The 23704-nt window shown below is 40.3% G+C and carries 24 protein-coding genes; 10 read left to right on the forward strand and 14 right to left on the reverse strand.

The features are described from left to right. Positions 1 to 155 precede the first annotated feature (155 nt). The gene (gene purL / locus ACKPEB_RS08440; protein WP_408964442.1) at positions 156 to 2501 is read left to right on the forward strand and encodes a phosphoribosylformylglycinamidine synthase subunit PurL; all 2346 of its coding nucleotides are present in this window, start codon (positions 156 to 158) and stop codon (positions 2499 to 2501) included. Between the two features lie 179 nt (positions 2502 to 2680). Then, the gene (gene purF, locus ACKPEB_RS08445; RefSeq protein ID WP_408964443.1) at positions 2681 to 4162 is read left to right on the forward strand and encodes an amidophosphoribosyltransferase; all 1482 of its coding nucleotides are present in this window, start codon (positions 2681 to 2683) and stop codon (positions 4160 to 4162) included. A gap of 41 nt (positions 4163 to 4203) precedes the next feature. Here the strand turns inward: purF and ACKPEB_RS08450 are convergent, their stop codons facing one another. Both ACKPEB_RS08450 and hemW read right to left on the reverse strand, forming a co-directional pair. Beyond that, the gene (locus tag ACKPEB_RS08450) at positions 4204 to 5526 is read right to left on the reverse strand and encodes a Rieske 2Fe-2S domain-containing protein (RefSeq protein ID WP_408964444.1); all 1323 of its coding nucleotides are present in this window, start codon (positions 5524 to 5526) and stop codon (positions 4204 to 4206) included. A 68-nt stretch (positions 5527 to 5594) separates the two neighbouring features. After that, entirely contained in the window at positions 5595 to 6863 is a 1269-nt protein-coding gene (hemW, locus tag ACKPEB_RS08455; RefSeq protein WP_408964445.1) for a radical SAM family heme chaperone HemW, read from the reverse strand. Positions 6864 to 7162: 299 nt separating this feature from the next. Here hemW and ACKPEB_RS08460 point away from each other — a divergent pair, with 299 nt between their 5' ends. Next, positions 7163 to 8242, forward strand: coding sequence for a PIN/TRAM domain-containing protein (locus ACKPEB_RS08460; protein WP_408964446.1), 1080 nt, complete (start codon positions 7163 to 7165; stop codon positions 8240 to 8242). Between the two features lie 105 nt (positions 8243 to 8347). On the opposite strand, the gene ACKPEB_RS08465 is transcribed toward ACKPEB_RS08460, so the two are convergent. From ACKPEB_RS08465 to ACKPEB_RS08505, 9 genes are all read right to left on the reverse strand, one after another. Then, positions 8348 to 10543 carry an alkaline phosphatase D family protein gene (locus tag ACKPEB_RS08465; protein ID WP_408964447.1) on the reverse strand — a complete coding sequence of 732 codons (2196 nt, stop codon included), beginning with the start codon at positions 10541 to 10543 and terminating at the stop codon, positions 8348 to 8350. A 136-nt stretch (positions 10544 to 10679) separates the two neighbouring features. Further along, a complete protein-coding gene (locus ACKPEB_RS08470) occupies positions 10680 to 11612 on the reverse strand; it encodes a methyltransferase domain-containing protein (protein ID WP_408964448.1) in 933 nt (310 codons plus the stop codon). A gap of 257 nt (positions 11613 to 11869) precedes the next feature. After that, a complete protein-coding gene (locus ACKPEB_RS08475; protein WP_408964449.1) occupies positions 11870 to 12358 on the reverse strand; it encodes a GNAT family N-acetyltransferase in 489 nt (162 codons plus the stop codon). 383 nt (positions 12359 to 12741) lie between these two features. Then, entirely contained in the window at positions 12742 to 13026 is a 285-nt protein-coding gene (rpmA, locus tag ACKPEB_RS08480) for a 50S ribosomal protein L27 (RefSeq protein ID WP_408964450.1), read from the reverse strand. Between the two features lie 55 nt (positions 13027 to 13081). After that, the gene (rplU, locus tag ACKPEB_RS08485) at positions 13082 to 13459 is read right to left on the reverse strand and encodes a 50S ribosomal protein L21 (RefSeq protein ID WP_408964451.1); all 378 of its coding nucleotides are present in this window, start codon (positions 13457 to 13459) and stop codon (positions 13082 to 13084) included. A 208-nt stretch (positions 13460 to 13667) separates the two neighbouring features. Beyond that, on the reverse strand, positions 13668 to 14102 hold the full coding sequence (locus tag ACKPEB_RS08490; RefSeq protein WP_408964452.1) for a hypothetical protein: 435 nt from the start codon (positions 14100 to 14102) through the stop codon (positions 13668 to 13670). Positions 14103 to 14212: 110 nt separating this feature from the next. After that, entirely contained in the window at positions 14213 to 14938 is a 726-nt protein-coding gene (locus ACKPEB_RS08495; RefSeq protein ID WP_408964453.1) for a metallophosphoesterase family protein, read from the reverse strand. Then, positions 14938 to 15441 carry a L,D-transpeptidase gene (locus tag ACKPEB_RS08500; RefSeq protein WP_408964465.1) on the reverse strand — a complete coding sequence of 168 codons (504 nt, stop codon included), beginning with the start codon at positions 15439 to 15441 and terminating at the stop codon, positions 14938 to 14940. The genes ACKPEB_RS08495 and ACKPEB_RS08500 overlap by 1 nt, the downstream gene beginning before the upstream one ends. Before the next feature lie 180 nt (positions 15442 to 15621). Further along, a complete protein-coding gene (locus ACKPEB_RS08505) occupies positions 15622 to 16266 on the reverse strand; it encodes a bifunctional 4-hydroxy-2-oxoglutarate aldolase/2-dehydro-3-deoxy-phosphogluconate aldolase (RefSeq protein ID WP_408964454.1) in 645 nt (214 codons plus the stop codon). A 314-nt stretch (positions 16267 to 16580) separates the two neighbouring features. Between ACKPEB_RS08505 and ACKPEB_RS08510 the strand changes: the two genes are divergently transcribed. The 3 genes from ACKPEB_RS08510 to ACKPEB_RS08520 all read left to right on the forward strand — a co-directional run bounded on the left by ACKPEB_RS08510 (position 16581) and on the right by ACKPEB_RS08520 (position 18015). Next, complete coding sequence (locus ACKPEB_RS08510) at positions 16581 to 16904, forward strand: hypothetical protein (protein ID WP_408964455.1); 324 nt, start codon at positions 16581 to 16583, stop codon at positions 16902 to 16904. A 30-nt stretch (positions 16905 to 16934) separates the two neighbouring features. Continuing rightward, positions 16935 to 17729 carry a YdcF family protein gene (locus ACKPEB_RS08515; RefSeq protein WP_408964456.1) on the forward strand — a complete coding sequence of 265 codons (795 nt, stop codon included), beginning with the start codon at positions 16935 to 16937 and terminating at the stop codon, positions 17727 to 17729. Positions 17730 to 17790: 61 nt separating this feature from the next. Beyond that, positions 17791 to 18015, forward strand: coding sequence for a hypothetical protein (locus ACKPEB_RS08520; protein ID WP_408964457.1), 225 nt, complete (start codon positions 17791 to 17793; stop codon positions 18013 to 18015). Between the two features lie 56 nt (positions 18016 to 18071). On the opposite strand, the gene ACKPEB_RS08525 is transcribed toward ACKPEB_RS08520, so the two are convergent. Both ACKPEB_RS08525 and ACKPEB_RS08530 read right to left on the reverse strand, forming a co-directional pair. Then, entirely contained in the window at positions 18072 to 18296 is a 225-nt protein-coding gene (locus ACKPEB_RS08525; RefSeq protein WP_408964458.1) for a ferredoxin-thioredoxin reductase variable chain, read from the reverse strand. A gap of 211 nt (positions 18297 to 18507) precedes the next feature. After that, positions 18508 to 18789: a DUF3288 family protein gene (locus ACKPEB_RS08530; protein ID WP_408964459.1), complete on the reverse strand. Its 282-nt coding sequence runs from the start codon at positions 18787 to 18789 to the stop codon at positions 18508 to 18510. A gap of 245 nt (positions 18790 to 19034) precedes the next feature. Between ACKPEB_RS08530 and patX the strand changes: the two genes are divergently transcribed. Together patX and ACKPEB_RS08540 are read left to right on the forward strand one after the other, a co-directional pair. After that, positions 19035 to 19211, forward strand: a complete 177-nt coding sequence (patX, locus tag ACKPEB_RS08535) for a heterocyst-inhibiting protein PatX (RefSeq protein WP_408964460.1) — start codon at positions 19035 to 19037, stop codon at positions 19209 to 19211. A gap of 248 nt (positions 19212 to 19459) precedes the next feature. After that, a complete protein-coding gene (locus ACKPEB_RS08540) occupies positions 19460 to 19696 on the forward strand; it encodes a hypothetical protein (RefSeq protein WP_408964461.1) in 237 nt (78 codons plus the stop codon). A gap of 48 nt (positions 19697 to 19744) precedes the next feature. Here the strand turns inward: ACKPEB_RS08540 and ACKPEB_RS08545 are convergent, their stop codons facing one another. Continuing rightward, complete coding sequence (locus ACKPEB_RS08545) at positions 19745 to 21145, reverse strand: TldD/PmbA family protein (protein ID WP_408964462.1); 1401 nt, start codon at positions 21143 to 21145, stop codon at positions 19745 to 19747. A gap of 312 nt (positions 21146 to 21457) precedes the next feature. On the opposite strand from ACKPEB_RS08545, the gene ACKPEB_RS08550 reads away from it, so the two are divergent. Continuing rightward, the gene (locus ACKPEB_RS08550) at positions 21458 to 23149 is read left to right on the forward strand and encodes a sensor histidine kinase (protein WP_408964463.1); all 1692 of its coding nucleotides are present in this window, start codon (positions 21458 to 21460) and stop codon (positions 23147 to 23149) included. Between the two features lie 43 nt (positions 23150 to 23192). Further along, positions 23193 to 23561 carry a DUF4189 domain-containing protein gene (locus ACKPEB_RS08555; RefSeq protein ID WP_408964464.1) on the forward strand — a complete coding sequence of 123 codons (369 nt, stop codon included), beginning with the start codon at positions 23193 to 23195 and terminating at the stop codon, positions 23559 to 23561. The last annotated feature ends 143 nt before the right edge of the window (positions 23562 to 23704 follow it).

Genomic DNA, 23704 nt, shown 5'->3' on the forward strand with positions numbered 1-23704 from the left:
TGGTAGCCATGATGAAGTGTATTAATTAGCTTTGGAGAAATATGATCGGTAAGAATAAACAATAAGTGGGGCTATACCAGAAGGTTTTCCTTCCTGTTCCCTCTCCCTTGCTATAAAATAAACAATGCTGTCTGCAAAGTGCGATCGCTTAACCCATGTCTACCGAAACTAATTGTCCCTTTTCTGCTGAAGAAATCGCCTCTGAAGGCATTAAACCCGAAGAATATGAAGAAATAGTCCGACGCTTAGGACGACACCCCAATAAAGCAGAATTGGGGATGTTTGGCGTGATGTGGAGTGAACACTGTTGTTATAAAAATTCCCGTCCCCTGCTCAAACAATTTCCCACGACGGGAGAGAGAATATTAGTTGGCCCTGGAGAAAATGCCGGAGTCGTAGACTTTGGAGATGGACTCCATATTGCCTTTAAAATCGAATCCCATAATCACCCTTCAGCCATTGAACCCTTCCAAGGTGCCGCCACAGGAGTCGGAGGAATATTAAGAGATATCTTTACAATGGGAGCGCGTCCTATTGCTGCGTTAAATTCTTTGCGGTTTGGTTCCTTAGAAGATTCTCGAACTCGACAAATCTTTAAAGGGGTTGTTTCAGGTATTAGTCATTATGGAAATTGTTTCGGAGTTCCCACCGTTGGAGGAGAGGTTTATTTTGATCCGGCTTATAACGGAAATCCCCTGGTTAATGCGATGGCAATTGGGTTAATGGAAACCCCAGAAATTGTTAAATCTGGGGCTTCTGGAGTGGGAAATCCTGTTTTATATGTGGGTTCAACAACGGGACGGGATGGCATGGGAGGAGCGAGTTTTGCTAGTGCCGAATTAAGCGAAGAATCGATCCAAGATCGCCCCGCAGTACAAGTGGGAGATCCGTTTTTAGAAAAGTCTTTAGTTGAAGCTTGTTTAGAAGCCTTTAAAACCGGGGCGGTGGTGGCAGCCCAGGATATGGGAGCAGCAGGAATTACCTGTTCAACGTCAGAAATGGCGGCAAAAGGTGGAGTCGGAATTGAACTGGATTTAGATAAAATTCCGGTACGAGAAACGGGAATGGTTCCCTATGAATATCTGTTATCGGAATCTCAAGAACGAATGTTATTTGTCGCTCAAAAAGGACGAGAACAGGAGTTAATTGAGATTTTCCATCGTTGGGGATTGCAAGCGGTTGTAGCGGGCACAGTCATTGCAGAACCCATCGTTAGAATTTTATTTAAAGGGGGAATTGCGGCGGAAATTCCAGCCGATGCTTTAGCAGAAAATACGCCCTTATATCCGCGAGAAATCTTATCAGAACCGCCAGAATATGCTCAAAAAGCATGGGAATGGACACCGGAATCTTTACCTGAATCTACAATATCAGGACTAGAAATTAACGGAGAATTTCAATCGTGGAATCAAGTTTTATTAACATTATTAGATACCCCTTCTATTGCGTCTAAACGCTGGGTTTATCGACAATATGATCATCAAGTTCAGAATAATACTGTTTTAGTTCCTGGCGGTGGAGATGCAGCCGTAATTCGCTTACGACCGTTGGAACCTGTTCCGAATTTCAAAGGGTCAATTAACAAGGGATTAGCCGCAACCGTAGACTGTAACTCTCGGTATGTGTATCTTGACCCCTACGAAGGAGCAAAAGCAACGGTAGCCGAAGCCGCTCGGAATTTAAGCTGTGTGGGGGCTGAACCTGTGGCGGTAACGGATAACTTAAATTTTGGGAGCCCGGAAAAACCCATCGGATATTGGCAGTTAGCCGAAGCGTGTCGGGGAATTTCTGATGGCTGTAAAGCCTTTAATACCCCTGTTACCGGGGGGAATGTGTCGCTTTACAATGAAACCCTTGATGCAGAAGGAAACCCGGAAGCCATTTATCCGACTCCGGTTGTGGGAATGGTGGGATTAATTGCGGATTTAACGAAAATTTGTAGCCAAGCTTGGCAAAATTCAGGGGATTTAATCTATCTTTTGGGGGATGACACAACCTTACCCACGTTAGGAGCGTCTGAATATTTGGCGGTGGTTCATCAAACGATTGCAGGGAAACCGCCGAGAGTGGATTTTGAGTTAGAACAAACCGTCCAAGCTGCCTGTCGGGAAGGCATTCGTCAAGGGTGGATTCAATCGGCCCATGATTGTGCTGAAGGGGGGTTAGCAGTAGCTTTAGCTGAATGTTGCATCAGTGGGAAAAAAGGAGCAACGGTTAAGCTGAGTTTAAGTCCAGACTCTTCTCGACGTTGGGATAATATTCTATTCGCAGAAGGAGGAGGACGGATTTTAGTTTCGATTAAGCCGGAATATCAGTCTCCTTGGGAAACTTATCTGCAACAACACTTAGGTACAGAAAACGGCATCTGGCAAAACTTAGGTGCTGTGGGTTCAGCGTCTGAACCGTTGCGAATTTTAGCGACTGATGGTCAAAGTGTAATTGACATCAATGTTGCAGAAATGCAGGTTTCCTATGAAAACGCCATTGAACGACGGTTATGAATCATTAGTGATCCGTGATTGGTAAACTTTGATTCCCTGATTGGGGCTAAATACGCTACTGTAAAAGTGGGAGAAGATTAAGAAAATGTTAACTTTTTAGCGTTTTTCCCTGTACGATCCAGTAGCGTTATTAATCATTCCCACCATCTGACTTTGCCGATCAGGAGCCAAACCGTAACATGATTCCAAACGATTCCCTTGATACGCACTCTGCCCACCCGGTTGATCACGAACAACCCGATAAACCAGAAGAAGCCTGTGGCGTTTTTGGGGTTTATGCTCCGGGTGAAGATGTTGCAAAACTGGCTTATTTTGGTCTGTATGCGCTGCAACACCGAGGCCAAGAATCCGCCGGAATTGCCACCTTTGAGGGCGACAAGGTACATCTACATAAAGACATGGGTTTAGTCTCCCAAGTCTTCAATGAAACGCTATTAAAGGACTTAAGGGGCTATATTGCGGTGGGTCATACCCGCTATTCCACCACTGGATCAAGTCGGGTTGTGAATGCTCAACCTGCGGTGGTCGAAACTCGTCTAGGCTACCTCGCCTTAGCACATAATGGCAATTTAGTCAATACAGGTGAATTACGCGAAGAATTAACCCAGCGTGAATTCGATTTTCTGACCACGACGGATAGCGAAATGATCGCCTTAGCGATCGCTTCAGAAGTGAATAATGGGAAAGATTGGCTGGAAGGGGCGTTAAGTGCCTTTAATCTCTGCCAAGGGGCTTATAGTTTAGTGATTGGGACACCAAAAGGATTGATGGGGGTGCGTGACCCTAATGGCATTCGACCTTTAGTGATTGGAACCTTACCCACCAATCCTAAACGCTATGTTTTAGCGTCCGAAACCTGTGGATTAGATATTATTGGAGCAGAATATCTGCGGGATGTGGAACCTGGGGAATTAGTTTGGATCACGGAAGAAGGGATGGCTTCTTTCCACTGGAGTCCAAAACCCGCCCGGAAATTATGTGTGTTTGAGATGATTTATTTTGCCCGTCCTGATAGTGTCATGTGTGGCGAAAGTCTCTATAGCTATCGCATGGAAATTGGCCGGGTTTTAGCCAGAGAATCCCTTGTAGATGCCGATATTGTGATTGGGGTTCCTGACTCTGGAATTCCGGCGGCGATTGGATTTTCTCAACAGTCGGGGATTCCCTTTGCTGAGGGTTTAATTAAAAACCGTTATGTGGGACGGACGTTTATTCAACCGACCCAAAGTATGCGGGAAGCAGGAATTCGCATGAAGTTAAACCCGTTAAAAGATGTGTTAGAGGGTAAACGGGTGATTATTGTGGATGATTCTATTGTCCGAGGAACGACGAGCCGCAAAATTGTTAAGGCGCTACGGGATGCGGGAGCAACGGAAGTTCACATGAGAATTTCTTCTCCTCCAGTGACCCATCCGTGTTTCTACGGAATTGATACGGATACTCAAGATCAATTGATTGCGGCAACAAAATCTATTGAGGAAATTCGCCAACAAATCGAGGTGGATACCTTAGCTTATTTGAGTTGGGAAGGAATGTTAAAAGCAACGCGGGAAGATCCCAATACTTTCTGTTCGGCTTGCTTTACCGGAAATTATCCCATTGAGATTCCTGAAACCGTTAAACGCTCTAAATTAATGTTAGAAAAAACCGCCAAGGTTTAACTTTTTAGGATGGGCATAACCCATCCTAAATTTTTATTTTATTATTTTTTATCGGCATGAATATAATCCAAAAAATAAAATTTTGGTTCTAAATAATATTTTAATCCCGCATAAATTCCTAATCCCAAAAAAGCGATCGCCATTAGAGGAATTCCCCATTGTAACCGGAAAGAATCTGACATTAAGGCGACTATAGAAACCGTTAATAAGAAATAAATTAATAATCCTAACTGCAACCGTTGAATTGTTTTTAAGGCGGTGCGACAGCTACTACAATGTTGGGTATGTTGGTGATAAATATCCAGAACTTGGCGACGGTTATCATTAAACGGGAAATATTCAGGAACCGGAATATTAAGCTGTTTCCAAGGTAACTGTCCGTGACAATATTCCTCAAACCATTTACGGAATTCAATAATTAAACGATCAGCACTGGTTGGCATTTTATAAGCGGTTTTCCAGGTTTGATTCGGGTGATTTTGTTGTAACAAACGTTCCTGTTGATGCAGTAGCATCATATCGCTATCCATGACTAAATTCCGTAGCATAATATGATCCCACCATCGAGGTTTAATCTGAACTAAGGTTTTAGCAAAGTTTTGAGGAAAGAAACCAATTAATCGGGATTTTCCGGGTAAAACCGGAATACAATACGCTACAATTCCCACTTTTTTGCCGTTAGGAAATGCAATTTTATATTCTATATGACAAGGAGGTTGAAATTTAATTGTGCGACCCGCAACAGAGATTGTCGCTTCAAGAATATTAATCGTTGATTGAAGAATTTCAAAGGTAATCGGTTGAGCATTTTCTCGTCTTCCTTGTAATCCATGATGAGCAAAAGCAACATGACTGGGATCAACTAAATTTTCGACTAATGTTTGCCAATCATAGTCTAATTCTCTAAAAAAAGAACTCCAAACAAATCCTTTTTCAGCATCAACTTGATCCGCTAACGGTAAAAGAGTTTCTGCGGCTAATTCAGGAGATAATGGATCAGCCCAAACCCATAAAATTTCCTGTTGCTCACGGGTTGGAAAGGTTTGAACACAAAATTTATCTTTCACTAATTGAGGATTTTCCGCTTGAGGAATGCGGGTACAAGTTCCTTTAGAGTTAAATTCCCAACCGTGATAACTACACATTAAATTTCCGGTTTTTTCATCAATTCTGCCTTCACTTAAGGGGGCTAAACGATGGGGACATTCATCTAAAAAGACTTGATAATGTTGTTGATCTTTCGGTTTCCAAATCACTAAACGCATTCCCAATAGGGTGATTGGTTTTGGATATTGAGGATCAAGATCGACGAGAAGAACTAAAGGATACCATTGTTGGAAAAAGTTAAATTCTGATGTTGTCATCTTTTGTCTTCCTAAGAATGTAAATACTATAATAAGTCAAAATGATTTGTACCCAAGAATAATCTAAATTATAATTCGCTTAATTCTGCAAATAAAGTGGATAAAATTTCATTAGATACTAAGAAACCATCAGGATCAGTTAATCGAATTAATCCTTGATGAAAGTTGGGTTGAATCAGGTTGTGATGATGATCTAAAAATTGCACTAACCCTTGTTGATAAAACGGGATTAAGAGGGTGACAATTTTTTTAATAACTTCTGTTGCGAATTGTTGGGATAAATCTTCTAAATTGATTCCTTGTGATAACCGTAATCCTAACATTAAAGTTTCTAGTAATTGTTCTTGAGTTGTATCCACAAATTCACTCATATCATCAGGATAATCACCGTTGACCCAAGCATAATAGTCTAGGCGTTTGCGAGGTCGTGTTAAACGATAACCTTGAAGGTAACTGGCTGCACCCATTCCAAACCCATAATAGGGTTGTTTTTTCCAATATACTAAATTATGCTGACATTGAAACCCCGGTTTAGAATAATTTGAAATTTCATAATGTTCATATCCAGCTTGAGTTAATAATTGTTGAGCTAAACGATACATTTGGGTTGTGCTTTTTTCCGACGGTAAAGGATATTCTCCGGGGGTATAATAGCGAGAAAATGGAGTTTTATCTTCAACTATTAAATCATAAATTGAGACATGATTAGGGTTAATATTTAATAAAGTTTTGAGAGAAAATTCCCAATCCTTTAACTGTTGTTCGGGCAACCCTGAAATCAAGTCTAAGCTCCAATTTTGAATGCCAATTTTTTCAATAATATTAATAGCTGCAAACACTTCATCAACGGTATGTGATCGCCCAGCTAATTTTAATAGGTGATCTTGAAAGGCTTGCACCCCTAAACTAACACGATTGACACCTAAATCAACAAAACCCTGCAATTTTTCTTGATCGAAAGTTCCAGGGTCTACTTCCATTGAAATTTCAGCAGTGTTAGCAATTCCAAATTTTTGATCAACGGTGTTTAAAATTCGATGAAGCTGATCAACCGATAATAACGAAGGAGTTCCGCCACCGAAGAAAATTGTATTTAAGGAAGTCGCGGGGAAAATTAAAGATTCTTGACTAATTTCTTGACATAAAACATCGACATAATCTTGAATCATGGTGGAGTTATCACCCTGTTGGCGATCGCCCACAACGGTAACGGCAAAATCACAGTAAAAACAGCGACGGCGACAAAAAGGAATATGTAAATAGGCAGATTTTGGCGGTTCTACATCTTCCAATGATAAAGAAGGTTGAAGTTTAGCAATAGTAGGATTAGAATTCATGAAATTTTATCAACATTTGTATATTTAATTCTAAATTCTTTATAAAGAAGTAAGAGTTGGACGGGGAATAATTCCTTCCAAACCTTGAACCCATCCTGATGTATAGAAAATAACGAACAAGCGGGTTTACCGTGATTACTCTCCCTCTCTAACAACCAAATTCAGGGAGGATGGATGGATGTGGTTGGTTTTCCCGAACCCTGGAATACAGATCAGGTTTCCCACAGAAGATATAATAGTACGCAAACCTGCGGATGTCCTCAAGGGGATTTCCAACCCACTTCCATCAGCTTAAAATCATGCTAGATGCAATCATTATAATTTTATTCATAATAGCTGGTTCTGCAACGGGCTTCTACGGCATTGAATTGCTTCCGAAACCTGTACTCGATCAAGTCACAAATATTGAAGGACTGCGGTCAGTTACAGGTGCATTTACTGCGTTACTCGGAGGTGTAATGGGTTTAGTGGTGCAAACCACCTATCGCCGTTTAGAAGAACAAATTCGTCAGATGCCACTTGATGTATTGCTAACCCGTGCCATCGGTTTAGTGATTGGATTATTAGTTGCTAATTTAATGTTAGCACCTTTATTTTTACTGCCTATTCCCCGTGAAGTTGGGTTTATTAAACCCTTGTTGGCGGTGCTATGCAGTGTGATGTTTGGCTTTACTGGGGTTAATTTAGCGGATACTCATGGACGGGCATTTTTAAGAATTATTAATCCCAATAGTTTAGAATCCCTGTTAGTCGCAGAAGGAACTTTGAAACCTGCTTATACCAAAGTCATTGATACCAGTTGTATTATTGATGGACGGATTGAAAGTTTGTTAGAAACGGGTTTCATTGAAGGTCAAATTTTAGTTCCTCAGTTTATTTTACAGGAATTGCAGTTAGTCGCTGATGCGTCTAATGATCAAAAACGAGTCCGAGGACGGCGAGGATTAGATATTCTCAATCGTTTACGGGAAGATTACCCGGATCGAATTTCAATTCATCCGGCTGATTATGAAGAACCTCAAACAGTGGATGCAAAATTAGTCCGCTTTGCTCAAGAAATTAACGGAACTCTGTTAACAAATGATTACAATTTATCTAAAGTAGCAACGGTACAACAAGTTCCAGTTCTGAATATTAATGATTTAGCTCAAGCCATTCGTCCGTCCTATTTACCAGGGGATATTATTGAGTTAAAAATCCGCAAAGAAGGCAAAGAACCATCTCAAGGCATTGGCTATTTAGATGATGGTACAATGGTTGTGGTGGAAGATGGAAGTGACTATGTGGGAGATCAGGTGCGAGTAATTGTTACCAGTTCTTTACAAACTTCCGCAGGTCGGATGATTTTTGCCCGTCCTGAACATTCTGTTTTAGCTTAGGTCAATTGAATTAAGGAACACACAAAACCTGGTTTCTCTTAACGATTTGAATCACCAGATCATGAAGTATAGAGAGACTAGGTTTTTGATTTATTATATTAGATATTATGAAACCGAGTTAACCACAAATTGACTAATTACCTGTGGCTGACGATTAATAATATTAGCCGGAATTGTTGTGATATCAGTTTGGGTATAAGGTTCAATTCCATAAACGGTAACTTGTAATTGTTGAGTTTCTTCATTGACCACAAATTCTGTCCAGCCAAAATTATGTACTGCAAAATAAGACCCTCGAATTAACTCAGCTTGTCCTTGAGTTTCATCTAAACCAATGGGATCATATCCGAATTGACTGAGTTGATGATTGAGAATGGTTTGAACGAATTGATCTCGACTAGACGCCGTATCTAACGTTTGATAAAAATCTTTTGTGTCTTGAGTAATGGTATCAATGGAACTATTATTAATAATTTCTGACCCAAATGTTGCTGGAATAAACGTTTCCCCTAAATTTAACTGTTGACCAATTGGCCCTACGGTAATTTCAATCGCATCCGTTTGAATTTGAGGTTGATCAACATTTAATTGATAGCTTAACTCATTAACAATGGTTCCGTCTGCACCACCCGATACAAACACCACATTTTCAATCTGATTTTGGTCAATAAATTGTAATAATTCTGTGCGTTCTGCCGCGTATCCTTCCCAACGGTCAGCCGACTCATATAACCCTAAATTTTGAATCGGAACTGGAGAAAAGATAAATTTCCAAGTAATTCCAGCGTTTTGTGCGTCTAATAAATTAGTCTTTAAATCTTGTAATTGTGCTTCCCCTAATAACGTCCGATTAGGGTCAAAAGAAGACGCTAAAAATTGATTAATTTGACTGTCTAAAGCGGGGTCAGGAACTTGCGGTAAGAGTGCATCCCGAAAGGAACGAACATCTAATAAAAATAATGCTCCATCCTGACCAAACGGTTGAAATCGATAAAGTTTTTCTTGATTAGAAGTGCGAGGATCTCCCGTTTCTCCATACACTTGATTTCCCACAGGATTATAGTCTTTCCAAGCCTTTAAACCGATATTAAATTGATTGGTATCATTAATCAATTGTCCTTCAGTTCCAAAAAAGAATTGTTGCGGCGATAAAGCCGGATTTTCACCTCCCGCAAAATTCGCAATTAAATTTTGATCATTCCAAGTTCCATATAAAGTGGTTGAAGCTTGCAAATTTGCCCAAGGATTCAAGTCTAAACGGGGAGAAACAATTTCATTATATTTTGTTCTAAAATCGAGGGGTGTTGTTGCTTGCTGAACATTCGGTAAATCAGGAGAAACGGTATCCGCAGAAATGGTATTTCCCAGTTGTATAAAAAAGTCTAAATTGCGTTCGGGAACGTTATTAACAGCCATATAAGGCATTAATTCCCCTTGTCCGTCTGCTGTTGCTCCAAATCTTAATCCGTTTTGAGTATCTAGGGGTTCTGGAGTGCGAAAATTCCCCACCGATGATACACCTTGAGCATTTGTAAATCGATAAAAATATTGAGTATTAGGCGTTAAATTATTGACTTCTAATTTAACAGGTTCCGTAATATCATTAACGGTTGTATTTAATACGCCAATGGGATTAATAAAATTAAGATTTGTAGCATATTCTAGGGTAATAGCCCCTGGTGCTGAACTGCGTGTCCAAAATACCGTTGAAGTCCCGGTTGTATCCCCGGTTGCAACTCGATTCGGTAAACTAAAACCCTCTGGATTAATAAAGGGGGTAAACCTGCGATTTTCAGCCGCCCCAATATTAATATAATGTTGAATTCCGGTGAGTTCATCCCGCTCTACTGCAGCCGCAGCATCGGGATTTTGAGCTAAATAATAGCTAGAATTATATAACGGTGTGGGGCTACGATCTTCAAATTGCCCGAATTTAACAAAATGTTCAATTCCTGTTAAATTTCCTTGACTAACTCCTAAAACAACATCAGGATTTTCGTCTAAATAATAAGCGGTATTAAATAAAAAACTAGGGTCACGATTTTCAAATTGTCCGATGCTAATATAATGTTGAAAACCACTAGCAAAGCCTCCACTATTAACCGCTTGGGCAACATCAGGATTTGTACTTAAATAATAGGATTCATCATACAAAGGACTCGGTTGGCGAACCTGAAATTGTCCTGACTCAATAAAGTGTTGAAATCCATTAGCAATGACTCCACTTTGAACAGCCGCAGCAACATCAGGGTTTTGAGCTAAATAAAAGGATTCATTAAATAAACCAGCGGCATCTAACATAAACGTAATTTAATAAATTGAACTGATAACCTTTAAGGGCGAGATGACCTCGCCCGTACAATTGAAAATGCTTATTCCAGGTTAATAGGACTTAAGTTAATCTCCTATAGTTCCACATTTTTAAAGCGAAATTTGTTTAAACTGATTTCGCAGAAGCAATAATAGTTCGGTGACGAGGGCTATTAAAATTAATCGTAGGAGGATGAAATCCTGCATCAATGATGGCTTGTTGAATATCTAAGGTAAAATATTCATCTAAATAAGGTTCTGTACTTTTTAATAAGGTAAAAACATAAGGCGGCATTTTCTTAAACTGTTCTGATTGAGGATTCATATCCATAATGGCTAAATGACCATTTGGACGTAACAAACGCCGTGCTTCTCGGAAAATTTCACGGGTGGGAGTTTGGGGTAATTCGTGACAAATTAAACACAAAGAAACTAAATCAAAAGAAGCACTCGGTAAACCTGTAGATTCTGCCGCCGCATGAACCCATTGAGGCGGGTATTTCCAATTGGATTGTTTTTGAGTATTATAAGTAGCGATCGCTAAAAAATAAGGCGATAAATCTACACCTGTTAATTGAGCATCAGGAAAAGTTTCTTGCAGCGCATAGGTACTCATTCCCACACTACATCCCAAATCCACAATATCTTGGGGAAGTGTCGGTAATTGAGCTTTTAAAATATCATGATAACTTTGTCTTAATTTAGCATCGCCCTGAACCCCAACTTCTGGCCAAATTTTAGCATGAACCGCATAGGCGGCAACTTCCACTTCAACGGCGGCTTGCCAACTGAGATTTCCCTCCTCATAGGCGTGGAAGGAGGTAACATAATAATCAGGATATTGGAGATTAGGGTTTTGAACTTGAAATAATTCTGCTTCCCAATTTCGGGCGAGTAATTGTTCTGTTTGTTTTCGCCAAGGAACCCCCATTTTTTCAGCCCGTTTAATCATCATTTGTCGGGCTTGGTGTTTCGCAAAATTGCTCAGGGGTTTAACGGCTAAAATCCCATTGACAAAGCGGGACATCAATTCAGGTTTTGAGGTTGTGCTGACCGTCATAATTGATATCGAAGGATTGACATTGATTTTCTTAGTGTTTCACGATGGGGAGCGTTTGTCACTCCTGAACCGGAAACTAGAAGTTGGATTTCTTTGTTAGAGTAATCCACTAAAATTAAGGGTTTTTGCTGGATAATACTAAGGTTCAAGACTATTAGGGTCGGTGAAAACCAATCTTGTTACTGCTGAGATCACAAGGTTTTAGTTTCACCCACCCGATGAAAAAGCGTGGAGGAATTCGTTGAAAAACTGAGGTTCTAGGTAGGTTGTGAAGCAGAAACGGTGATTAATTGGGGTTGTTGAGGATTAATTTCTAGGGGTTGATTATTTAACACCATTGTAGTTGTTGAATTATATTCAAAGCCAATATGTTCATAGAATTTTTGTTGATAAGTTGTCATTAAATAAACTCGTTCAACGCGGCACATTTTAGGATGACTTAACACTGTTTGAACTAATTTTCGTCCGAGTCCACTGCCTTGATAATTCGGATGAATCACCACATCCCAAATCGTTGCCCGATAAATGCCGTCGGAGGTCGCCCTAGCAAACCCAATCATTTTCTCGTAATCCCATACGGTAACAACAGGTTCACTATTAGCAATTGCAATTTTTAAATCCTCTGGGTTTCGATCTTTTGCCCAAAATGCCGCCGCTTTAAATAGGGTTTGAAGTTGGTTTAAATCAACCTTGGAACGAGAATCATCAAATAAAATATGATGGTGATCCGTTGAAATGGCTTTCATAGAAAATAACCCTTCAAATAATTTCGAGAAACCAATAAATGCTCATGACTGTTATGAAACTCCAAAATTCTAACTCAAGATAACCACGTTAAAGCAGATTTATTTGAACCCACTGAAACTAGGAAATATAGAACAGATCAGAGTTCATCGATTGTGTAGCGAATTGAAATAAAGACAAAAAATACTATTTTATTTCCCATAAAAAATGGATTAATATTCAGTATTTTTTATAAGGTGAATTTTAGAACAATGACATAAAATAATCAAGGGTTAAGCTTTAAATATGAGCGTTTAATGACATTTGCCGTCAAGGGTTGAGATTAAATGTTAGAAACTTTTAATAAAAAACGGGCTATTTTAGCCCGCTTTAGAAATGAATAAAATTAAGCTTCAACTGCTATGGGTTCAGCTTGAACAACGGGATAAACGCTAATTTTTTGGCGAGTTTTGCCTTTGCGTTCAAAACGAACAACCCCATCAATTTTGGCGAATAAGGTATCATCGCTACCGATACCAACGTTGTTACCGGGGTGGAATTTGCAACCCCGTTGACGCACTAAAATATTACCCGCGCGAACAACTTGACCGCCAAACCGTTTGACACCCAAGCGCTGGGCATTCGAGTCACGACCGTTACGAGTGCTACCCGTCCCTTTCTTATGAGCCATTGTATTCTCCCAATAAAATGATTTACGATTTCAAATCGTCTGAGATCATCTGTTATTATGCTTCTGTTTCTGTCTGCGACTCTGCGGTTGTTTCTTCCCGTTTTGCCACCACAGACCCATTCAGACTAATTGAATTAATCATTAAACGGGTCAGTTCTTGACGATGACCTTGTTTTTTGCGGGTTTTCTTTTTCGGACGCATTTTATAAACAATCACTTTGCGTCCCCGCAGGTGGCGCACAACTGTACCTTCAACCGTTGCGCCATTAACTAAGGGTTGACCAATTTGAACGTCCCCGTCATGATTGACTAATAGAACTTTATCAAGGGTCACTGTTTCATTTTCTTGGGCGGGTAATAGTTCAATATCGTAGAAACGACCGGGTTCTACTTTGATTTGTTTACCGCCTGTTTCAATAATTGCGTAACTCATGGAATTTTGGGTTAAGGTTGCCGTACAGGTAGCCCTAAAACAGTAAGATGAACTTTCTGTTGGTTTCGAGCATTTGCTATGTCTGCACCTGTTCCGAGCATGGTTTAGACACAATCTACTATTATCGTTGATGAGTGTCACTTCTGTCAAGTTGATCTTGTAGGGTGCGTAAGCGCAGCGCACGCACCGGATTCAACACACCAATCAATTAACTTTTACTTTGACTAACGGTAGGATTAGATGCTTTTTTTAAAGAATCATTAGGAAATAAGGTATCAATATCAATGGCTTCATAACCTTGTGTTGCTAATAAATTCAGCATTGAACCCAATTGTACCCAAATTAATAAAGCCGTTGGAATTACAACGATTAACCCCATAACACCCGCAATCCAATAAACAGGAATAAAGACCGCTAAACTAGAACTGACCGATAATAAAACAAATACAATCATCCCCAAATAAGCTGTAATTAAATTCGGGGTTTTATAGGGAATAGAAGTTGACCGTTGAGGACTGTCTCTCCAAACCGCCACTTGATATTCCAACATATCTTTAAAAATAATTCCCCACAAAATAGCCAAGATGGTAGAAGCCACAACAACAATATAAATCGGAGCAATAACCAGGGATTCAGAAGTCATATTAATCACTGAGATTGATTTGTTTACAATTCGTTACATTATAACAGCATTATCAACTTCTGATCCATGACTGGGACATCGCTACCCTATGGCACTCCACCCAACTTCGGTTAATTATGAAGTTGCGAACACACTTTTAAAGGGGAATCAGAGGGTTTAAATTGAGCAATCCAAGCCGTTCGAGATTGACCCAGTTGATTCGCTTGCCAAATCTGACCTGTATTAACATCTAAACCCGTTAACCAACCCTTTCCATAAACCCAAGTATCAATACAAATGGCATAACCTAAATTCAACGGTTTACCGTTTGTTTGGCGGGTATGACCACAAATCATGGTTTTTCCTGAAATATGGGGTTTAGCTGAATAAAATTTAGTCGTTAAGAGTTGCTGAGTAGATTGCTGATTTAAAGGAAGTTGAGGGTTAACATTTCCATGAACAAAAATATGGTTTTCTGTTTCCCAATAGTTCACACAAGTTTTTTCTAAAAATTCCCAATGATGGGGGGGAATATTTTCTAAATCTTTAGTTGTTTGGCGGGTTGGATAGGAAGCTAAGGTTTCATATCCTCCAAATTTGCACCAAGCATCGAATTGTTGGGGGGAATTCCGCGCCTCTAACATTAAGATTTCGTGGTTTCCCCGCAAAGCAACTAACCGTCCAGTTTGGTGAAGGGTGATGAGTCGTTCTAACACTCCATGAGAATCTGGCCCTCGATCAACATAATCCCCCAAAGTAATCATTAAATCATCCGGTTGTGGCTGAATCAGGGACAGGAGAGTATCCCACGCCATTGAACAACCGTGAATATCCGCAATGGCAATCATTCGCATCATTAGTCATGCACAATAACAGGGGTTCCGACAGAGGCCCATTCAAACAACCATTTGGCATGATTGACCGCCACATTGGTACAACCGTGAGATACCGGAGTCCCAAATAAATTATGCCAATAGGCTCCATGAATTGCCATGCCTCCATCGTAGTACATGGTATAGGGAACATCGGGGACATCGTAGTCTGGGCCAGTCATTCGGGTGGTTTCATATTTAGTGTAAACTTTGAAGACTCCAGTACGGGTAGGGGTCTCCGATTTTCCAGTAGAAACAATCACTGCATAAACGGGTTGATTTCCTTCCCAAGCAATTAACCGTTGTCGAGATAAATCAATTAAAATCCAGCGTTCTGAAGACTGCTGTAATTCCATCAGATTACGAGCAATCAAGTTGCGTTCTTCATCAGCAAATGCTAAATTTCCTTCGGTTAATCCAATGACTCCGGTTAAAATTGCGCCGGTTAGAAACAGTCCTAAATCATGAAGCTTGATCCCAGAAAAAATTGGGGAAATTTTCCGAACATTTAAAGCGTTTAGGGTTTTCATGGTTCGCTCCTTTTGTTAGATTCAATTGAGTGCTGAAAGTCGTGCTTTGAGATGCAATTTGATCATTTGAAGGCAGGAAACCGTCAAAGATAATTTAACATTAGATTGAGATTTCCTTTGTCCTATAGCTTCATAAACTTAATCGGAAATTTCGGATAACTGTTGCAAGAGTATTTGGGTTTTTTGAGTGATCGCGTCCCAATTTTGTTGAGCAATTAAACCAGAAGGAAATAAATCTCCGGCGAGTCCCACCGCGATCGCACCCGCTTGAATAAAGGCAGCGGCGTTGTTTAATGTCACCCCTCCGGTGGGAATTAGGGGGATATTTCCCATCGGCTCTTTTATACTTTTCAGGTAGTTTACACCCCCGACGGCAGAAATAGGAAATACCTTAACACAACTGGCTCCTGCTTGCCAAGCGTTGATAATTTCTGTAGGAGATAATGCACCCGGAATCATGGGGATTTCCGCTTGTTGAGCAACTTGAATCATGGCAGGATTCGTATGGGGAGAAAACAAAAATTGTGCCCCTGATGCGATCGCTTTTTTAACGTCTTCAACGGTGAATAAGGTTCCGGTTCCAATCCAGCAGTTAGGGAGTTCGGAACGTAACTCCGCAATTAATTCAGGTGCTTGATCGCTATTCCAAGTAATTTCAATTAACCCCATTCCTCCGGCGGCGGTTGCTTGTGCCATTTGTCTTCCCAGTTGCCGTTTTGGGGTACGAATTACAGCGATCGCTCGATATTGTTTTAAGAGAGATGACCAAATTTGAGATTGCACGTTACCTTAACAATTAAATTTAAAATTTATTTTTCCCAAGACTCAGCTTGATTGGATCATTATATCGTAAAATAGAAGAATCTTAATTGACAAATTTATAAAAATAATGAATCTACAACTGATGTATACACTTCCCCCATTTCTTGGGTCATGGGAATGGTTTTTACCTGATCATTAGGATTAACGGTATTTTTGTTCCAAAAATGATCAGGCTTGTTCAGACAGGTTCAAATCGGATGTTCAGCTTCTAGCACTCAGTATTTTATAAAACCAATGTTCAGATGTTCCCTACTCTAATTAACCGTAAAAATCCTATGTTAAAATCATCATCAGCTTTTCGCACTGCATTTATTACAGGTATATTTTTTACCCTCTGCTTTATTGTGCTGGGAGACTCATTATTTACCAGTTTAGGCTTAGGAATTCTATCAGGAGGATCGGTCGGATGTTTAGTCAAATGGTGGCAAATTGATCAACAACCTGAACCTTCTAAACCGTTTGAAATCGAAGTGATTACCGATAATCTTTCTGACATTCTCGCTAAATCTAAACTCTTACCCCCCCCAACCCAATCCGCACCCCGACCCACCCAAGCGACAACTTTGTTCGGTTGGATTTTTAAACGCAATAAAGGTTAAATTATTCAGGATTTTTATTGATTTTTTGAGATGTTTCTATTTTTATCTAAACTTTTACCCTTATTTATTTATCCTTTAGGATTAAGCTGTTTATTAATGGTTTTGGCTTTGTTTATGCTGTGGAAACATCCCCGATGGACAGGAGCCGTGATCAGTTGCGCCTTAGTTATTTTACTCTTAGGAAGTAGTCGAGGTGTTGCTCAAGGATTAGTACGATCGCTCGAATCTCAAAATGTTCCCCAAGATGAACTTCCCAATGCAGCAGCCATCGTGGTTTTAGGAGGAGGAACTAAACCTGCTTTACCCCCCCGTCCTTGGGTTGATGTTGGGGAAGCCGGTGATCGAATTTTGTATGGTTCCTTATTATATCGTCAGAAAAAAGCACCTTGGTTAATCTTAAGTGGAGGTAGAGTTAACTGGCAAGGAGGAGGTGATCCAGAATCTCAAGATATGGCAAAAATCGCTGAAGTAATGGGGGTTCCAAGTTCAGCTATTTTACAAGATCCAACGTCATTAAATACCTATGAAAATGCCGTTAATGTCCGAAAAATTTTACAAGAACAAAAGATCCAAGGGCCAATTTTACTGGTCACTTCTGCTTTACATACCCCGCGATCACTATTAATTTTTAAACGCCAAGGGATGAATGTGATTCCAGCACCCACAGACTTTTTAATGATTCCTACTGAAATTAATCAAGCTCAAACAACCTGGCAAGGCGTTTTACTCAGTTGGATACCCGATACTTTGTCTCTGCATCAAACCACTCAAGCCTTAAAAGAATATCTTGGATTAGCTGTTTATCGGTTGCGAGGTTGGTTATGACCCACCAAAGCCACAAATTGTGTTAACTTGACAGTATTCCTGAATTTAGGGTTGTGCCATCATGCCATTTGAATGGGAACAGATTGTTCAACACCCCAATCAACCAGCGGCGGACATTCTCAAAGCTCATCAACTCACTCGTGAATTTCACCAAGAAGTTGAATATCGAGAAGAATTTGCTCAATATTGTCAATGGTATTATGAAACAGCAAACCGCCACCGCCAAGAACTTGAAAAGATGCGAGGCGATATTAATATTTTTAGCTGGTTCCTGGGTGGAAAATAGGAGACTCGGAACCCTAATTGATCTTAAATGATTGTCCTGTCTCCTGTCTTCTCCATTTATTGTATCAATTCTAACTCATCTTCTCGGAAGTGAGCTTTAAATTTATTGCCAAAATCGACAACAATCGGCAGATTAGGACTAATCGGTCTTCCCTGCCAATCGGTCATAATAGATACAATATTTCCTGACAATCCCTGAACATCAAACTTCTGATTTCGATGTTCGGGATGGACATAAACAATAACAGATGTTTTAACGGTAACGAGATCGCCAACCTTCATACATTCCCACCTACGATTTCCTCTCTAACTCTCTGGTACTTGCACCCGTCAATAACACTGGTACCTTGATCAGACAGCTTTTCTATATTGCCACAAAATTGCCACAAAACCTATAGCAATACTGGGGAATCTTGAGGAGATCTGAACTGGGAGGCTTCTGAATTCATCTGGAAACTGCCATCTCGATGGTGAACAAGAATAAACATCAAGTTCAAATCCAGTCTTCTTGATCGATTTTTTGGCCTCGATAAATTTCACCAGTAGCATGAATTTGACGGGTTTTTTCAAATAAAGTTTCCTCGGTATATCCCCAGATTTCTAAAATTCTTTCTAAGTCCAGTTGAATATCCTTAGCACCCGGAAACCCTCGATAGCGAATTTTAAGACGAGCTAATTCAGCCAGATTATAATCCGTTGCTTCTTGCTCAAAAAGACTACTCACGATCTTTCGATCGGCTTTGTATTGGGGATGTTTTTGTTCTTGAGTCGTCATAATTGTGAGGGCTGACTGAATTTTTTATCACCTTAGTCATGTTTTTTTATTTTAACACATTGATTAGCAAAATTGCTACCTAGAACAGTTGTGAATTTGATCTATTTTTTCTCAAATAGGTAAAGTTGAAAGAGATAGCCTTCTGATTCATTCAAAAAATAATTCTGAAAAATTTTACCTGTTTTACCGGATTAATTTTTGCCAAGTCGTATTAGAGAATGGACGCTCTCATACGGACAAATCTTATGCGAATCTACAGCACTATTTTACTGTCTACATTGTTACTTGCAGCGATGAATCGTCATACTCCAACTCCTATTAATGTTGCTTTATCTCCCAATAGCGAAGTAATGGCTGTTCTTGCCACACAAGGCAATTCAGCAGAGGCCCAAGCTGTTCCTCACCGCGGCAGTGGACGTTAATGAACCAGATTAAAACCGCAAAGGAGTGAATTCAAAAGCAACAGGATGATAGTTTTACCTTTGTTTTTGCTATAAACTCACTCCATTTTTTTTGATCTGAATTTTACAAAATTCCAGATAGTTTTTTTGAGCCTTGATTTTCTGAATGACTGGAAAAAGGGATGATGAATCAGGATTTTCTTCATGATCCGGATAGGCAAATCGAGACCTCGTATTCAAGAATAACTCTCTTAATACCTTAACTACAAATGTCTACCTTTGCTGCTGCTTTAATCATCAGTACGGTTGTAGGTTTATCTCCCAGTGTAAACTCCCAACCGCACCAGATTCAAGAATTTGGAGCCGAACAGATTCAATCTTGTTACTTCGGTGATTCTGGGATAGCTGTTAACTGTTCTAAAATCAAAGTTGCCCATCAAAACAATCAGGATGTTGATCCGAGTGATAAAGCACCCAAACCAGGTGATGGACGACGGGAAAATTAATCACGGATTTCAAGGGATTGCAGGAATTTCAGGGATGACTCCTTATGATCATTCTATTGCTTCCCCGCCAACAACCACATTGCGAATGCGTAAACTAGGGCCCCCACAGCCAACAGGTAAACCATTTTGTCCCCCTTTTCCACAACCTCCCGATTCATCCCAGTAGAAATCATCGCCAATGGCTTCGATATCTGCCAAGGTTGTGAAAACATTACCGGATAACGTCACATCTCGAACAGGTTCTGCGAGTTTACCATTGCGAATCATCCACGCTTCTCCCGCACTGAAGGTAAACATTTCGCCATTGGTCATTCCCCCTAACCAGTTGCGAGCATAAACTCCTTCTGTAACATCACTGAATAAATCGTTAACGGATGTATCCCCGCGTTCAATCCAGGTATTTGTCATCCGTACTAAGGGAGGAAAGTGATAATTTAAACATCGAGCATTTCCGGTTGGAACTTCCCCTAATTTACCTGCGGTTTCACGGGAATGAAGGCGACCGACTAACGCCCCATCTTGAATGAGTTGCGTCGTGGTCGCCGGAGTTCCTTCATCATCATATTGATAGCTTCCCCGATGACCTGGAGGCGCCGCACCATCAAAGATTTGTAGGTTTTTGGGGCCAAATTGACGTCCCAAGGTCATCACTTCTAATAAGTCAGGATTTTCATAGGTCATATCCGCTTCTGACAAATGACCAAAGGCTTCATGAACAAATAAACCGGACAAGATCGGATCAATAACAACAGTATAAATATTGCCTTTAACGGGAGGAAGGGCTAGGGAATTAACCGCCCGTTGCGCCGCACTCCGAACTTGCTGATCTAAATTCGTTAAATCTTCATAGGCTTTGCGGGAGCCGGTAGTTTCTCGTCCCGTTTGTACAGTGTCCCCATCCCTGGCGGTGGCTGCAAACCGCATTTCCATATCCACCCAAGATTGTTCTAAGAAAGTGCCTTCGGAGGTAATCAGAATTAACCTTTGGGTGCTGTCATTGTAGCGTACGGAAATGGTGGCAATGCGGGGGTCAACACTACGAAGAATGTGACCATAGCGATCGCAGAGTTCCTTTTTTTGGGCGAGGGGAACTTGACGGGGATCGGTTCCGGTTAACGGTAAGGTACAGCTATCTTGAATAATGGGAATGGGAGCGAGCAGGGTTTCTTCATCGCCAATGAGTTTTGCGGCTGCGATCGCTTCACCGATGCGTTCTTCTAGGGTTGAGAGTCGATTAAAACTGGAAAACCCCCATCCTCCTCGATAACAGGCGCGGACTTGACCACCAATGGACAGCCCTTCACTTAAGGTTTCAATTCGATCTCCGCGCAACAAAATATCTGTTTCTTCGGCTTCCTCTAAACGAATTGCCAAATAATCCACTTGAGATTGGTAACGAGCCATTAAATCGGCTAACAGATTCTTCACATCAGCAAGCAAACTGGGCATAATGGTCAGCAATGTCGACTGTATCTCCTTATTTTGCATCATATTGGGGTTGTTAACCGTTGACACTTGGCGGTTCAAACTCAGCAAGCTAGGGTAGACGTAGCACTCCTTCCCCGACTCCCCTATTCCCCGACTCCCCCCGCTCCCCTTCCAGGGTAAACTCCCCCTAGAGGGTTCGGTTCTACGAATATAGGATTAGGGAAATATCGCTATTCTGAAATGAGAACCAATCTTGCTAATTTGTGAGTAGGAGTTGGATTCAATTTATTTCTAAATTTTATTTTTAAATTTAACAATTAGTTTTGGTGCCAAATGATGAATGAAATATTATTCCCTACACTCAGCGATATTTTAGCTCAAGATGAAACTCATTCTTTGAGTTCTTTATCTTCCTCTCAATTGCTTTGTCATTCTGAGAAGCATTTTCAACCTTCTTCTAAAGCTAAACAATATTCAAAGGCAGAGAAAGAATGGTATAGTGGAGTTCAAGCGATTAATTTTTTATTAGAAGAAGTTCGATTAAAAGCTGATGCAGAATCAAAAAATATTAATTCAAATTGTCCTTTTTTAAAATCCAACTCTTTATCTCCGTTAGGATTAATTATTTCCGGGCCGGTTCCGGTTTTAATTCATCCCCATTTAGCGATTCATTTTGCAACCCAAATTTTTACCCATGATCTCTCAAAATTAGGGGATGAATTTGTCTTGAAATTACGCCATCCTCTCGCCTTACTTCCCGCTTCTGATGGAACCTCTACTTCTATTCCACAGACCTTAGCTTGTCCTTTACATGGGCAAGATCCCTTAGTCAAAGAACAGTTTTGTTTAGTTTTGACTCATCAGTTTAGTTTAGTCATGGTCTTGGGTCAAGATACAACCGGAAGCCCTGCTTTTCTATTTTCCTTTAATCCTGATATTGTCGAAAAAGCATTATTGATTTTGCGCGATCGTATGGAGTTAATTCAAAGAACATCAAATCGAGAATTAAGCTTAGAAATCACTCGACATAAAACCAAATTAGAGGAGAATATTGCCCAATTTTCACCGATAGAACCTTCTTATCAAACGGTGATAAATTTTAGTCGTTTATTATTGAAAAATTTATCTTTAGAACCTGAAAAAAAAGTAGATATAAATGCTTTTAAAGATGATATAAAATCCGTTAGAATCACGGTTCCTAAATTAGAAAAAGTCGCTGAAAAAATTAGATCTAAATCTGCTCCTTTAACTTCAGAAACAACGGTTATGGACAATCCAAGCCCAACGGCAGAAGTGGAATTATTACAAGCGATCGCCCATGAAGTCCGAACCCCCTTAGCTACAATTCGTACCTTAACACGACTGTTATTAAAACGGCCAGACCTCCCCCCAGAAGTGGTTCGGAAGCGTTTAGAAATGATTGATCAAGAATGCACAACCCAAATTGATCGCTTTAATTTAATTTTCCGGGCTGTTGAATTAGAAATAGAACAAACTCGACAAAGTAGTCGAGGTTATCGGGATGGAAAACCTCTACCCCTAACAGCAATGTCATTAGGAGAGGTGTTTCAAATTAGCCTTCCCAGATGGCAAAAACAAGCCAGTCAACGGAACCAAACCTTAGAGGTCATTTTACCCCAAAAATTACCGACTGTTGTCAGTGACCCCACCATGCTTGATCAAGTTTTAACGGGAGTGATTGAGAATTTTACCCGCAGTCTTCCCGATGGTAGTCATATTCAGGTAGGAGTCAGATTAGCCGGACATCAATTAAAATTACAGTTAGAATCTCAACCCGTAAATGAGGGAAATTCTAGTTTTGCAGTCTCTCCCCAATCTCCTTTAAAATCGATTGGGCCGTTGTTAATGTTTCAACCGGAAACCGGTTGTTTAAGCTTAAATATGGCGGTGACTAAAAATTTATTTCAAGCTTTAGGAGGGAAACTGGTTGTTAAACAGCGCCCCCAACAAGGAAACGTGATGACGATTTATTTACCGCTTTCAGAAACTTACAATAATCCCTAAAATTTAGGATGTCGATTCTGTTGGGTTCAATTAATTTATGGGAATGGCTAAACAACATTTTCTGTTAATCAGTGCTTCTATTCTTGTTCTTGAAGGTTTAATGGCTGGGGTCGCAGTTGCTCAACCGGATCGTTATGGAGCGATCGCAACCTCAGCATCGGGGGGTTGGGGTTATGGTTACGATTATCCAACGCGACAACAAGCGGAACAAAAAGCATTGAAAGAATGCGGTAAATCTGATTGTCAAGTCCAGGTTTGGTTTAAAAATGCCTGTGGCGCAGTGGCTAAGGATCAATTAGGAAACTTGGGCTGGGGATGGGCGACAACCCGTGAACAAGCGGAAGCCAGTGCTTTGTCGGGATGTGGTACAGGGACTTGCAGAATTCAAGTCTGGGCTTGTACAACGCGGTAATTAGTTTAATGATAAATCAATTATTGTTAATTGTTATCGATAGTGTAATCGCGCTCTGATTAAATATGCTCAAACAATCTGAAATTTATAGACTTGTAAATGACTACATTGGTGTATCTAAAGGATATTTGAATGGTTTTTCC

The organism is Planktothrix sp., assembly GCF_046067725.1.
Taxonomy (GTDB): domain Bacteria; phylum Cyanobacteriota; class Cyanobacteriia; order Cyanobacteriales; family Microcoleaceae; genus Planktothrix.

Bases quoted from the DNA above. Each gene is read 5' to 3' on its own strand.
- ACKPEB_RS08495 (WP_408964453.1), bottom strand. From the start codon at position 14,938: ATGATGCGAATGATTGCCATTGCGGATATTCACGGTTGTTCAATGGCG.
- hemW (WP_408964445.1), bottom strand. From the start codon at position 6,863: ATGAATTCTAATCCTACTATTGCTAAACTTCAACCTTCTTTATCATTG.
- rpmA (WP_408964450.1), bottom strand. From the start codon at position 13,026: ATGGCTCATAAGAAAGGGACGGGTAGCACTCGTAACGGTCGTGACTCG.
- ACKPEB_RS08550 (WP_408964463.1), top strand. From the start codon at position 21,458: ATGATGAATGAAATATTATTCCCTACACTCAGCGATATTTTAGCTCAA.
- ACKPEB_RS08475 (WP_408964449.1), bottom strand. From the start codon at position 12,358: ATGAAAGCCATTTCAACGGATCACCATCATATTTTATTTGATGATTCT.
- ACKPEB_RS08465 (WP_408964447.1), bottom strand. From the start codon at position 10,543: ATGTTAGATGCCGCTGGTTTATTTAATGAATCCTTTTATTTAGCTCAA.
- ACKPEB_RS08555 (WP_408964464.1), top strand. From the start codon at position 23,193: ATGGCTAAACAACATTTTCTGTTAATCAGTGCTTCTATTCTTGTTCTT.
- ACKPEB_RS08450 (WP_408964444.1), bottom strand. From the start codon at position 5,526: ATGACAACATCAGAATTTAACTTTTTCCAACAATGGTATCCTTTAGTT.
- ACKPEB_RS08470 (WP_408964448.1), bottom strand. From the start codon at position 11,612: ATGACGGTCAGCACAACCTCAAAACCTGAATTGATGTCCCGCTTTGTC.
- ACKPEB_RS08530 (WP_408964459.1), bottom strand. From the start codon at position 18,789: ATGACGACTCAAGAACAAAAACATCCCCAATACAAAGCCGATCGAAAG.
- ACKPEB_RS08525 (WP_408964458.1), bottom strand. From the start codon at position 18,296: ATGAAGGTTGGCGATCTCGTTACCGTTAAAACATCTGTTATTGTTTAT.
- purF (WP_408964443.1), top strand. From the start codon at position 2,681: ATGATTCCAAACGATTCCCTTGATACGCACTCTGCCCACCCGGTTGAT.
- ACKPEB_RS08520 (WP_408964457.1), top strand. From the start codon at position 17,791: ATGCCATTTGAATGGGAACAGATTGTTCAACACCCCAATCAACCAGCG.
- ACKPEB_RS08510 (WP_408964455.1), top strand. From the start codon at position 16,581: ATGTTAAAATCATCATCAGCTTTTCGCACTGCATTTATTACAGGTATA.
- rplU (WP_408964451.1), bottom strand. From the start codon at position 13,459: ATGAGTTACGCAATTATTGAAACAGGCGGTAAACAAATCAAAGTAGAA.
- ACKPEB_RS08490 (WP_408964452.1), bottom strand. From the start codon at position 14,102: ATGACTTCTGAATCCCTGGTTATTGCTCCGATTTATATTGTTGTTGTG.
- ACKPEB_RS08540 (WP_408964461.1), top strand. From the start codon at position 19,460: ATGTCTACCTTTGCTGCTGCTTTAATCATCAGTACGGTTGTAGGTTTA.
- ACKPEB_RS08545 (WP_408964462.1), bottom strand. From the start codon at position 21,145: ATGCCCAGTTTGCTTGCTGATGTGAAGAATCTGTTAGCCGATTTAATG.
- ACKPEB_RS08515 (WP_408964456.1), top strand. From the start codon at position 16,935: ATGTTTCTATTTTTATCTAAACTTTTACCCTTATTTATTTATCCTTTA.
- purL (WP_408964442.1), top strand. From the start codon at position 156: ATGTCTACCGAAACTAATTGTCCCTTTTCTGCTGAAGAAATCGCCTCT.
- patX (WP_408964460.1), top strand. From the start codon at position 19,035: ATGCGAATCTACAGCACTATTTTACTGTCTACATTGTTACTTGCAGCG.
- ACKPEB_RS08460 (WP_408964446.1), top strand. From the start codon at position 7,163: ATGCTAGATGCAATCATTATAATTTTATTCATAATAGCTGGTTCTGCA.